Origin of the sequence: Alistipes sp. CAG:29 (assembly GCF_000435435.1) — a bacterium.
In the GTDB taxonomy this organism is placed as follows: domain Bacteria; phylum Bacteroidota; class Bacteroidia; order Bacteroidales; family Rikenellaceae; genus Alistipes; species Alistipes onderdonkii.
In genome coordinates, this window is record NZ_FR893507.1 from 19,408 (window position 1) to 29,760 (window position 10,353).

General features: G+C 55.2%; 12 protein-coding genes. 10 read left to right on the forward strand and 2 right to left on the reverse strand.

Translation table 11 applies throughout. The features are described 5' to 3' along the window. Positions 1–29: 29 nt before the first annotated feature. The gene (locus QVP03_RS12935; RefSeq protein ID WP_141405195.1) at positions 30–458 is read right to left on the reverse strand and encodes a putative quinol monooxygenase; all 429 of its coding nucleotides are present in this window, start codon (positions 456–458) and stop codon (positions 30–32) included. A gap of 95 nt (positions 459–553) precedes the next feature. Then, positions 554–913, reverse strand: coding sequence for a hypothetical protein (locus QVP03_RS12940; RefSeq protein WP_022333809.1), 360 nt, complete (start codon positions 911–913; stop codon positions 554–556). 360 nt (positions 914–1,273) lie between these two features. Between QVP03_RS12940 and pdxA the strand changes: the two genes are divergently transcribed. From pdxA to QVP03_RS12990, 10 genes are all read left to right on the forward strand, one after another. After that, complete coding sequence (pdxA, locus tag QVP03_RS12945) at positions 1,274–2,368, forward strand: 4-hydroxythreonine-4-phosphate dehydrogenase PdxA (protein WP_022333811.1); 1,095 nt, start codon at positions 1,274–1,276, stop codon at positions 2,366–2,368. A 2-nt stretch (positions 2,369–2,370) separates the two neighbouring features. After that, complete coding sequence (locus tag QVP03_RS12950) at positions 2,371–2,781, forward strand: hypothetical protein (RefSeq protein ID WP_022333812.1); 411 nt, start codon at positions 2,371–2,373, stop codon at positions 2,779–2,781. An 83-nt stretch (positions 2,782–2,864) separates the two neighbouring features. Then, complete coding sequence (thrS, locus tag QVP03_RS12955) at positions 2,865–4,817, forward strand: threonine--tRNA ligase (protein WP_022333813.1); 1,953 nt, start codon at positions 2,865–2,867, stop codon at positions 4,815–4,817. A gap of 36 nt (positions 4,818–4,853) precedes the next feature. After that, complete coding sequence (gene infC, locus QVP03_RS12960) at positions 4,854–5,474, forward strand: translation initiation factor IF-3 (RefSeq protein WP_082426582.1); 621 nt, start codon at positions 4,854–4,856, stop codon at positions 5,472–5,474. Between the two features lie 233 nt (positions 5,475–5,707). Continuing rightward, on the forward strand, positions 5,708–6,370 hold the full coding sequence (locus QVP03_RS12965; RefSeq protein WP_141405193.1) for a hypothetical protein: 663 nt from the start codon (positions 5,708–5,710) through the stop codon (positions 6,368–6,370). A 120-nt stretch (positions 6,371–6,490) separates the two neighbouring features. Then, positions 6,491–7,660 (forward strand): hypothetical protein, encoded by a 1,170-nt coding sequence (locus QVP03_RS12970; protein ID WP_022333816.1) that lies wholly within the window; start codon positions 6,491–6,493, stop codon positions 7,658–7,660. 2 nt (positions 7,661–7,662) lie between these two features. Next, positions 7,663–8,223, forward strand: a complete 561-nt coding sequence (locus QVP03_RS12975) for a LemA family protein (protein ID WP_022333817.1) — start codon at positions 7,663–7,665, stop codon at positions 8,221–8,223. Continuing rightward, a complete protein-coding gene (locus tag QVP03_RS12980) occupies positions 8,204–8,584 on the forward strand; it encodes a hypothetical protein (RefSeq protein WP_117507579.1) in 381 nt (126 codons plus the stop codon). Before QVP03_RS12975 ends, QVP03_RS12980 begins: the two co-directional genes overlap by 20 nt. A 451-nt stretch (positions 8,585–9,035) precedes the next feature. Next, on the forward strand, positions 9,036–10,001 hold the full coding sequence (locus QVP03_RS12985) for an acyl-protein synthetase LuxE (RefSeq protein WP_022333818.1): 966 nt from the start codon (positions 9,036–9,038) through the stop codon (positions 9,999–10,001). Between the two features lie 119 nt (positions 10,002–10,120). Continuing rightward, positions 10,121–10,353, forward strand: a 233-nt coding sequence (locus tag QVP03_RS12990) for a cytidylyltransferase domain-containing protein (protein ID WP_410511870.1), incomplete at its 3' end; no start/stop codon positions are given.

Genomic DNA, 10,353 nt, shown 5'->3' on the forward strand with positions numbered 1-10,353 from the left:
GGCCGCGGACAGACAGGCGGCACCGCTATTTACCGGGTACCGACCGTCTGCCGCAACTCCAAACCGGGCATAAGCGGGACGACATCGACGAGTTCGAGGGAGAGCACCATATCGAGGGTGCCCTCCTTGTATTTCCGGAAATGGGGCGTCGTGATATGGCTTTCATAGGCCGCACGGTCGGCATAAATCTCCAGAATCGTCACCTGTCCGGGCGCCTCCTTCGCCGCGACAGCATAGAGCGCCAACACGCCGGGTTCGAGACGCAGCGAAGCCTCGATCTCCTCCTGTAAAAAAGCGTTGTAGCCGGCCAGGCGCGCCGGATCGACCGTGATTTTCGACAGCCGCACCAACTGCTGCCCCGCAACCGGGGCCTCCGGCCCTTTCGGGGGTTCCTGCGCTTTGGCGGCGGAAAATGCAAGCAGGCCCGACAAAAGCATGAACAAACCTTTTTTCATCATTGCATTTCAATTATTATCGGGTTAACAAGAGCCGCCCGTCCCGGTTACGGGAGGGCAAAGCAGGACACCGGAAACCATACCACGCATTCGACATCTCACACCGGGTCGGCACACCGTTCACGCAGCCCGGCAACAATGCGGCGCACCGATTCCAGGGCTTCGGCACACCGCTCGGGCGGCAGAAGGCGCGCCGCATCGAGCCGTTCGATGCTCCGCAGGAGGCACTCCACGGCATAGCGCATTTCGTCCAGCTCGATCCCCGAGGCGGCAGCAAGGTCGGTAGCAGCCAGCCGTGTCACCGCGGAACGGGCGCAGAGGTCGAAATCCGCGACCAGGGCATTGCATCTGCGGCGGTCGTAGGGCGGAATCCAAAGGGTCTCGAACATCAGCCGGAAAACCGCGGCGACCAGGATCGGGTTGTTTTTCCGTGTAATTTTTTTTGCGCAAGGTTCCATCTTTCAGAGCTGTTGCTCGGAAAAAAGCGCGGGCAAAGATACCGAATCCACCATCGAGGTATTGGACGACCTGTAACGTAGAATGCGGCCAATGCCCACGCCGAAAAACAGCGAGAGCATCAACCTTTGTTCCTTACGCTACACGAAAGTGTCCAATTTCCGATGGTAAGAAAAAAGCCGATGCGCCTTTATCCGAATATGTCGGCAACCCTAACAGGCTGCATAAGACAAAGGTAGGAAAAATAAGCCCATCCGCAAAACATTCCGGGCCGCAGGAATGCAAAATTTCATTTAAATTCGATCCGGCGCATTGCCAATTCTGAATAATATGTATCTTTGTAAGTTGAAATATATGTATCTATGTCTGAATGCAAACTCAAAATAGGCATCACGCAGGGAGATCCGAACGGCATCGGCTGGGAGGTGATCCTCAAGGCCCTTTCCGACCCGCGCATGACGGAGCTCTTCACGCCCGTCGTCTACGGTTCGCCCGCGGCGGCGGCCTATTACCGAAATACGCTGGGCGACACCGAACCGGTGGCGTTCAACACCGTGCCCGCGGCACGCGACACCCGCCGCGGCAAGGCCAACCTGGTCGTATGCGGGGAGGCCGGGCAGCCGGAGCCGGGCAAGGCTTCGCCCCAGGCCGGACGCGCTGCGGTCGAAGCGCTGCGCACGGCGACGCAGGATTTGAAAGAGGGGACGCTCGACGCCATCGTCACGGCGCCCTTCAACAAGGAGAGCGTGCAGGGCGACGATTTCAGCTACACGGGCCACACCGAATTCTTCGGGGCGGAACTGGGCGGGGAGCCGATGATGATCCTATGCAGCGACGTGCTGCGCGTAGGACTGGTCACCAAGCACATCCCCGTGTCGGAGATCAGCCGCAGCATTTCCAGGGAGAAGATCGTGCACGACCTCCATACGCTGCGCCGCTCGCTCATCGAGGATTTCGGCATCGTCGAGCCGCGCATCGCCGTGATGGCGCTCAACCCCCACGCCGGGGACGGCGGGCTGCTCGGAAACGAGGAACAGGAGATCATCCGCCCGGCCATCGTCGAGGCATTCAGGCAGGGCGTGCTGGCATTCGGCCCCTTTGCGGCCGACGGGCTGTTCGCCGGGGGCGGATACGCCAAGTACGACGGCATCCTGGCCATGTACCACGACCAGGGGCTGGCGCCGTTCAAGACGCTCTCGCCCGACGGCGTGAACTTCACGGCGGGGCTCGCCAAGGTACGCACGTCGCCCGACCACGGCACGGCCTACGACATCGCGGGGCAGGACAAGGCCGATGCGCAGTCGATGAGGTCGGCGATCTACGCCGCCATCGACATCGTGGAGCACCGCCGCGCCTGGACGGAATGGAGCCGCAACCCGTTGCAGCGCGCCGAGCGCGAGAAAGGCGGACGCGACATCTCGGTCAAAGACCTGCCGCAGACCGAACGGGAGGATTAGTTATGACGCCGCAGAAAAAGATCCGCGTCGGGGCCGGGTTCGTGGCCATATGGGTATTGCTCGGAGGAGCATGGCTCTGCGATTACTTTTTCGGCGACACGGAGTTCTGGAAGCTGGCATCCGGGGAACTGACCGTACTGCTGGGTATCGGCGCCGGGACGGCGATGATCCGGGAAGGGCGCCGCGGACAGGAGGCTGTAAACGCTGCGGGCAAAGATGCGGGATCCGGGAAACAGGCGGCCGAAGAAACACGAACCGGAGAGACACAGACCGGGAACACGGCGGCCAAAGACGCGGGGATTGCAGGGCCGGCGGTCGGAGAAACACAGGCCGGAGAAACACAGGCCGGAAACACGACGGGCAAAGGCACGGCAGCACGCACAGCGCGGCAGCCGGAAGAGAAAAAACGATAAACACCGGGCAACCCGGAAGCGTATTCCGTCTCGTAATTGTGGAAGCGCCGAAGGCCCCGAAAACTTAACTTTATAAATTTTTTATGATCAAAATCACTTTTCCCGACGGTTCGGTGAGGGAGTTCGCCAAAGGGACGACTGCCTTCCAAATCGCAGAGAGCATCAGCCCTCGTTTAGCTGCTGACTCCCTGGCGGCCTCGGTAAACGGCGCAACCGTGGACATGATGCGCCCGATCGAGGAGGACGCCTCGGTCAAATTCTACAAATGGGAGGACGAAGAGGGCAAGCACGCCTTCTGGCACACCTCGTCCCACCTGCTGGCCGAAGCCCTCGAGGCACTCTACCCGGGCATCAAGTTCGGTATCGGCCCGGCCATCGAAAACGGCTTCTACTACGACGTCGATTCGCCGACGCCGATCACCGAGGCCGACCTGCCCAAAATCGAGCAGAAGATGCAGGAGCTTTCCCGCAACAAGGAGCAGCTCATCCGCCGCGAAGTCCCCAAGACCGAAGCACTCAAGACCTTCACCGAGAAGGGCGACCAGTACAAGGTAGAACTGATTACGGACTTGCAGGACGGCACCATCTCATTCTATACCAACGGTGCGTTCACCGACCTCTGCCGGGGGCCGCACATCCCCAACACGGGCTACATCAAGGCCCTGAAACTGACTTCGGTAGCCGGGGCATACTGGCGCGGCAACGAGAAGAACAAGATGCTGACCCGCATCTACGGCATCTCGTTCCCCAAGAAGTCGATGCTCGACGAATACCTCGTGATGATGGAGGAGGCCAAGAAGCGCGACCACCGCAAGCTGGGCAAAGACCTCGAACTGTTCTGTTTCTCGCAGCGCGTGGGACAGGGCCTGCCCCTGTGGCTGCCCAAAGGTGCCGCACTGCGCGACCGTCTGGAGCAGTTCCTGCGGGGCGTGCAGAAGGAATACGGCTACCAGCAGGTGATTACCCCGCATATCGGCAACAAGGAATTGTACGTGACCTCGGGCCACTACGCCAAATACGGCAAGGACTCGTTCCAGCCGATCCACACTCCGATCGAGGGCGAAGAATACCTGCTCAAACCGATGAACTGCCCGCACCACTGCGAAATCTACCGTTCGAAGCCCCGCTCGTACAAGGAGCTGCCCGTCCGCCTGGCGGAGTTCGGCACCGTCTACCGCTACGAGCAGTCGGGCGAGCTGCACGGGCTGACGCGCGTACGCGGGTTCACGCAGGACGACGCTCACCTGTTCGTACGTCCCGACCAGCTGCTCGAAGAGTTCGAGCGCGTGATCGACATCGTGCTTTACATCTTCAAGACGCTGAAGTTCGACAACTATACGGCACAGATTTCGCTCCGCGACCCCAATAACAAGGAGAAGTACATCGGTTCGGACGAGAACTGGGAGAAGGCTGAGAGCGCCATCATGCAGGCAGCCAGGGAGAAAGGGCTCACGACCGTCGTGGAGCTGGGCGAAGCCGCATTCTACGGCCCGAAGCTGGACTTCATGGTCAAGGATGCCATCGGCCGCAAATGGCAGCTGGGCACCATCCAGGTGGACTACAACCTGCCGGAGCGTTTCGACCTGACGTACAAGGGCGCCGACGACAAACTGCACCGCCCGATCATGATCCACCGTGCGCCGTTCGGCTCGATGGAGCGTTTCGTGGCCGTGCTGCTCGAGCACACGGGCGGCAAATTCCCGCTGTGGCTCTCGCCCCAGCAGGTCGTGGTACTCCCGATCTCGGAGAAGTTCAACGATTATGCGCAGAAAGTGGCCGAATACCTGAACCGCAACGACGTCCGCACCGAAATCGACGACCGCAACGAGAAGATCGGCCGCAAGATCCGCGACAACGAACTGAAACGCGTCCCCTACCTACTGATCGTCGGCGAGAAGGAAGAGGCCGAGGGCCTCGTATCCGTTCGCGCACAAGGCGAGGGCGACAAGGGCCAGATGACGATGGAAGCGTTCCGCGACCTGATCGCCGGACTGGTCAAAGAGGAGATCGACGCCAACAAACTGGAAAAGAAATAAAAGAACACATTATTAACTTAACTAATACGTACAACTATCGCAGCACCGAAACCATTCCCGCCGAGGCCGTTTACCCCCGGGAATAACAGACCGAAACCGGCAGCCAATGCCAACAACCGCTTCGGGCGCCGTCCGCCCGTCAAGGAGAACCCCCACCGGATCAACAACGAGATCACGGCTCCGGAAGTGCGTGTGGTCGGCGACAACGTCGGCCAGCCGCAGGTTCTGCCGATCCGCGATGCGCTCAAACTCGCCGACGAACTGGAACTCGACCTGATCGAGATCTCTCCGAAGGCCGAGCCCCCCGTATGCCGCATCGACGATTACCAGAAATTCCTTTACCAGCAAAAGAAGAAAGCCAAGGAACTGAAGGCCAATCAGACGAAAGTGGTCGTGAAGGAGATCCGCTTCGGGCCCCAGACCGACGACCACGACTACAATTTCAAACTCAAGCACGCGCAGAACTTCCTCAAGGAGGGGGCCAAAGTCAAGGCTTACGTCTTCTTCCGCGGCCGTTCGATCGTCTTCAAGGAGCAGGGCGAAATCCTGCTGCTGCGCTTTGCCACCGATCTCGAAGAGTTCGCCAAAGTGGAGGCGATGCCCCGGCTCGACGGCAAGAAGATGAACATGATGCTTGCGCCGAAAGTGAAAAAGTAACAAATGACAAGCGGCCGCAGGCCACGTAATACCCGTGAAAACAACGACGGCGGAACGGAGATATCCGGGCCGCAGGTTGTTGTTTTCGCATTTACAGGAATGGGCCGCCCGGATCATGTCGTTCTGCTCCGGCGCCCAGCTCCTCTATCTCCTGGAACATATCCCGCAAGATAACTTTATGAGCGTTTTGGATAACCGAATATCGAAAACTATTCCCGATCTTTATCCGATAAATGATTAAACTGAAAAAAATGATGAAGAAATGGTTATTATCCGGATGTCTGCTGACTTTGATGGCCTGCGGACAAGTGCCGCAGGAGCGGATCGATTCACTGAAGGAGACCATCGCCGATTATGAAGAGAACGGCGCAGGAGCCGAAATGCCGGAAGAATTCCGTGCATTGCAGGAATCGTTTGCCGAGGTGGAGAGATCGGTGGAAGCCGAAAAAGAAAAAATGTTCAGCAGCTACTCCGCAGTCGAACAGAAGATGGCACAGATCGAAAAACAGTTGGACGACATGGCGTTTACCATCAACGCGCGGAGTGACCGATTTCAGAAGGTGTATAAAAAATTTGCGAGGGAGGTCAGCCTGGGGCTCCTCATGTACGCAAGCCTGCCCAAAGACAAAGCCCGGAGCCTGCCCAAAGAGATGAAGGACGATTTGCAGCGCGCCCTGCAGCCTGCACTCCTGCTGAGAGAACTCATGAAAGCCGAAACCTATGCGCAAAAACATGAGATACTGGATCCGCACGTCGAAAAAATGGAGAAATTGAACCAAACGATGAAGCCCTGGCTTTCGGAGCAGAAATACGACGAGATCCTGAAAAAAGTCGAAGCCCAGCTGAAAAAGACAAATCTCAGCGACGACAGCCAGATCGGGTTCGGGGCGTTTTAAACATCCCGGCCTTTATCCCGCACGGAATCGGACGCAATCCGGTCTTGAACCCGTCCGACTTTTGCGTGTCTTTTGCATCCACAAAAGCGTGAAAAACTGAATACAAGAAATGTTTCGTAAATGAAGGAACTTATCAACTTTTTGACAGATTGGGGCGATATAAGTGTTGGAGTGGTTTTTGTTCTGATACCATTTTCGGCTTTTGTGGCACTTTTTCATCATGTTATTTTAGGCGGAATATACGGTTGGGACTATAAACCTAAATGGCTTCTCTTTGTTCTGGAACCAACTCTTGTATGCTTCTTAGGGGTTATTAAACCGGGCTTTGGCTTGTGTGCGTTGGTGCTTCTTTTTGTACTTACTTTTGTGTTGGCTATTGTCGGCCTTATCATAATGCCTTTGGTGAGGAGATTAAGAAAAGTCAAAGCTGAATACCGGAAAACCGGAAAAAAAGTTTCCGTCTTCACTGCGGGCAAAGTAACGGGAACTTATATATCGGGGATTATTGGAATGCTCGTTATTATGTTTATTATGGAAGTCTCGTTGCCGCTAATATTTTTGGTGGTATTTATTATCCTTCCTCTTTTCGCGCTGAAAAATCCCGGGGGTGACCGTCATTTTATGCGTTTACAGGCAATATTGCCTACCTCTCCTATACGTTCTGTGGCTATGGGGCTTGCCGAAGTGGAAGGAATAGTTGTTCCCGGAGGAAAACTCATTGCTCCTATCGGTGACACGGAGTGTATTGCATACGAATACGAAATAGAAGATATAGACCACGACAGCGAAGGACGAACTTCGTATACCACCGTTCACAGCGAGAATAAATGCAACGCATTCTCCATACAGGACGAAACGGGCATATTGGACGTTACACCCGAAAAGCTGAATCTTTTGTGTCTGCCCATAAACAAGCGGTATCAAAAAGAAGGAAAGCGATACACGCAGCGGTTGTTGTTGCCCGGCGATAAAGTACTGCTTATAGGAATGGCAGATACACGAGGAGGCAAAACGGTTTTCCGGTACGAAGAAACGAAGAAGGTATATACGCTCATGCCTTCACAAACACTCAACAAATACAACAGGGCAAAGCCGCTTATCAATAGTCTGATCTGTTATACCTCCGTTTTGGGTATTATCGCTTCACTGATACTGCTTTGTCACATCGAATACCGTGACGGAGAGTTGCAAATAAACCTGCCTTTCGGCAACAAGGGTATTTCATCCGGTCAGTATGGATATATACTCCCTTCCAATCAAGAAAAAACAATCATCTTTAAGCATCAGTGAATATGGGAATTATTATTGCTTTCGTTATTTTGGGAGTTATCATTGTCGGCATTGTCTCCGGAGGCGTTGCCATTTACAACCGGTTGGTTATGCTGAAGTACAATGTAGATAAAAATTTTGCCAATATCGATGTAATATTAAAGCAGCGTGTAGATGAAATACCCAACCTTATTGCTGTGGTAAAAAAGACACAGGGATACGAAGAATCGCTGTTAAATCAGCTTACAGAGCTACGAACCGCTTTTCTTTCCTCTCGCTCTACCGATGAAAAAGTACAACTGGCTAATGAAGTCGGCAAACTGCTAAATTCCTTTTTCGCCGTTTCGGAAAACTATCCCGAGCTGAAAGCTGTGGAGAGTTTCCGCACCCTCCAACTTCGGGTGTCGGATTTGGAAGATATGCTTTCCGACCGCCGCGAACTCTACAATGAAAGCGTGAATATGTATAATATCGGTATTCACGAAATGCCCGCCTTGTTGTTTGCCCGTCCAATGGGTTATACTGACAAACCGTTGTTGCACATATCTGAAGAGGAGAAAAAATATGACGGAATTCGTTTCTGATATTCTAAATTATCTGCAAAATAACGAGAATGCCCAGGGAGTTGTAGTTGCATTGGCTGCGTTTGGCGTACCTTTATTCTCGTTCCTCTTGTATCTCTTGTTTCGAATACTGCGGATCAAGGTGGGGGCGATGGCAAGCAGAGCTTTGGCGGCATTAGTCACGGGGTATACGTTTTTCGGGTTTATTACGCAAATAATTCTCCTTTTCAGCGGTGTGCCTGCTCTTAAAATGGCACTCATTTGGCTTGCCATGATAATTGTTTACGGAATATTTGTCCTTTTTAATCGTAGAATGATATACAAAATATTGTCTACTTTTAACGAAACAAAGAACAGCGGACAAGAGTCATTAGAATCATAATACATATCCGTATTATTTCTTTGCTTTCCCTCCAATTTTCACATGCACCTTTTTTGTCTCCGCTCTGGTTACGGGCCAGACCACGACCACAATACAACTTACAGTCCTTAGGGAAATGCACGATGCCCTTGCCATAGACTTCAGCGGATTCCTTAAAGCCTTTGAGATCGTCTTTTTTCGTGCTGTCTCTTCCGCCTTCCGAAAATTCGGTTACATTTATAGATGAAACAGCCTTTGAAAGCGTGTAAATCAGCTCTTTGAAAACCATCTGAAACTTTTCCGCCAGCTCAAAAAAGTAACAGGATAGTAACGTAATTCCGGTTTGAGTTGGCTTTTTGATGGTTTTACTTGGCTGCGCCCGTTTGTCCAATCTTCGTCTAAATCGCTATTCGACAGTCTTATCACACCGGTTTGCTCTCACTTTCATTTTTATTTCCTATCTTTACACTCGATGAGCACACCCGACGACATATTCCGCATCGCGGACGAGGCGGCATTCGAAGCGGCGGCGCTGGAGGTATTCCGGCGCCAGGCTGCGGAATGCGCGCCCTACCGCGAGTATCTGTCCCTGATCGGCGTACAGCCCGGGGAGGTGCGGACGGCGGATGCGATCCCCTACTTGCCGATCGGGCTTTTCAAGACCCACGAAGTGTATTGCGGCGGCCCGGAGCCCGAAGCGGTCTTCACTTCGTCGTCCACCACCGGCATGACCCCGTCGCGCCACCCGATGCGCTCGCTGTCGCTCTACGAACAAGCGTTCCGCGCTTCGTTCCGGACGTTCTACGGCGAACCGGCACGGTGGAGCCTCTACGCACTGCTGCCCAACTACCTGCGGCGCAAAGGCTCGTCGCTGGTCTACATGGCCGACCGGCTTTTGTCCGACTGCGGCTCGGGCGGCTTTTACCTCGACGACCACGAAGCCCTGCTGGAGGCGATGCGCCGCGACCCCAAGCCCAAGATCCTGCTGGGCGTGAGCTATGCGCTCTGGGATTTGGCGGAGCGTTACGCCCCGAAGCTGGACGACACAATCGTCATGGAGACGGGCGGCATGAAGGGATACCGCGAGGAGATCCCCAAAGCGGAATTCCACAAAATCCTGTGCGACGCATTCGGAGTAGACAGGATACACTCCGAATACGGCATGGCGGAACTCACGTCGCAGGCCTACTCGCAGGGCGGGAACATCTTCCGCTGCCCGGCCTGGATGCGGGTCGCGGCACGCGACGTGAACGATCCGTTCGACCGCCTGCCGGCAGGCTCCCGCGGCGGGCTGGACATCGCCGACCTGGCTTCATGGTGGTCGTGCGCCTTCATCCAGACCCAGGACGTGGGGCGCGTGGCTGCCGACGGGGCGTTCGAGGTAGAAGGGCGCATCGACCACAGCGACATCAGGGGTTGCAACCTGCTGGTGCAATAATTTACCTGCAAAGCTCCCGGCCACAGTCCGCGGGCCGGTGTCCTTCGCGGGACTCCGGCAGCAGCGACCGACAAGAGGGGGGGGGCATTGACACAGACCGACAAAAAAGAGAGATAGCGATGAAAACAGTAGCATTCGTCCCCTTACGCCTCAACAGCCAGCGGGTAGCGGGCAAAAACCTCCGCCTGCTGGGCGGCGAACCGCTGATGTGCCATATCCTGCGGACGCTCGCCGGCATCGGGGAGATCGACGAGGTGTACGCCTATTGCAGCGACGAACGCATCTGCGAATACCTGCCCCGAAGCGTGCGTTTCCTGCGCCGCAGCCCCGGCCTCGACCGCGACACGACGCT

Coding starts and splice junctions, on each gene's coding strand:
- QVP03_RS12935 (WP_141405195.1), bottom strand. CDS start 458: ATGATGAAAAAAGGTTTGTTCATGCTTTTGTCGGGCCTGCTTGCATTT.
- QVP03_RS12940 (WP_022333809.1), bottom strand. CDS start 913: ATGGAACCTTGCGCAAAAAAAATTACACGGAAAAACAACCCGATCCTG.
- pdxA (WP_022333811.1), top strand. CDS start 1,274: ATGTCTGAATGCAAACTCAAAATAGGCATCACGCAGGGAGATCCGAAC.
- QVP03_RS12950 (WP_022333812.1), top strand. CDS start 2,371: ATGACGCCGCAGAAAAAGATCCGCGTCGGGGCCGGGTTCGTGGCCATA.
- thrS (WP_022333813.1), top strand. CDS start 2,865: ATGATCAAAATCACTTTTCCCGACGGTTCGGTGAGGGAGTTCGCCAAA.
- QVP03_RS12965 (WP_141405193.1), top strand. CDS start 5,708: ATGATTAAACTGAAAAAAATGATGAAGAAATGGTTATTATCCGGATGT.
- QVP03_RS12970 (WP_022333816.1), top strand. CDS start 6,491: ATGAAGGAACTTATCAACTTTTTGACAGATTGGGGCGATATAAGTGTT.
- QVP03_RS12975 (WP_022333817.1), top strand. CDS start 7,663: ATGGGAATTATTATTGCTTTCGTTATTTTGGGAGTTATCATTGTCGGC.
- QVP03_RS12980 (WP_117507579.1), top strand. CDS start 8,204: ATGACGGAATTCGTTTCTGATATTCTAAATTATCTGCAAAATAACGAG.
- QVP03_RS12985 (WP_022333818.1), top strand. CDS start 9,036: ATGAGCACACCCGACGACATATTCCGCATCGCGGACGAGGCGGCATTC.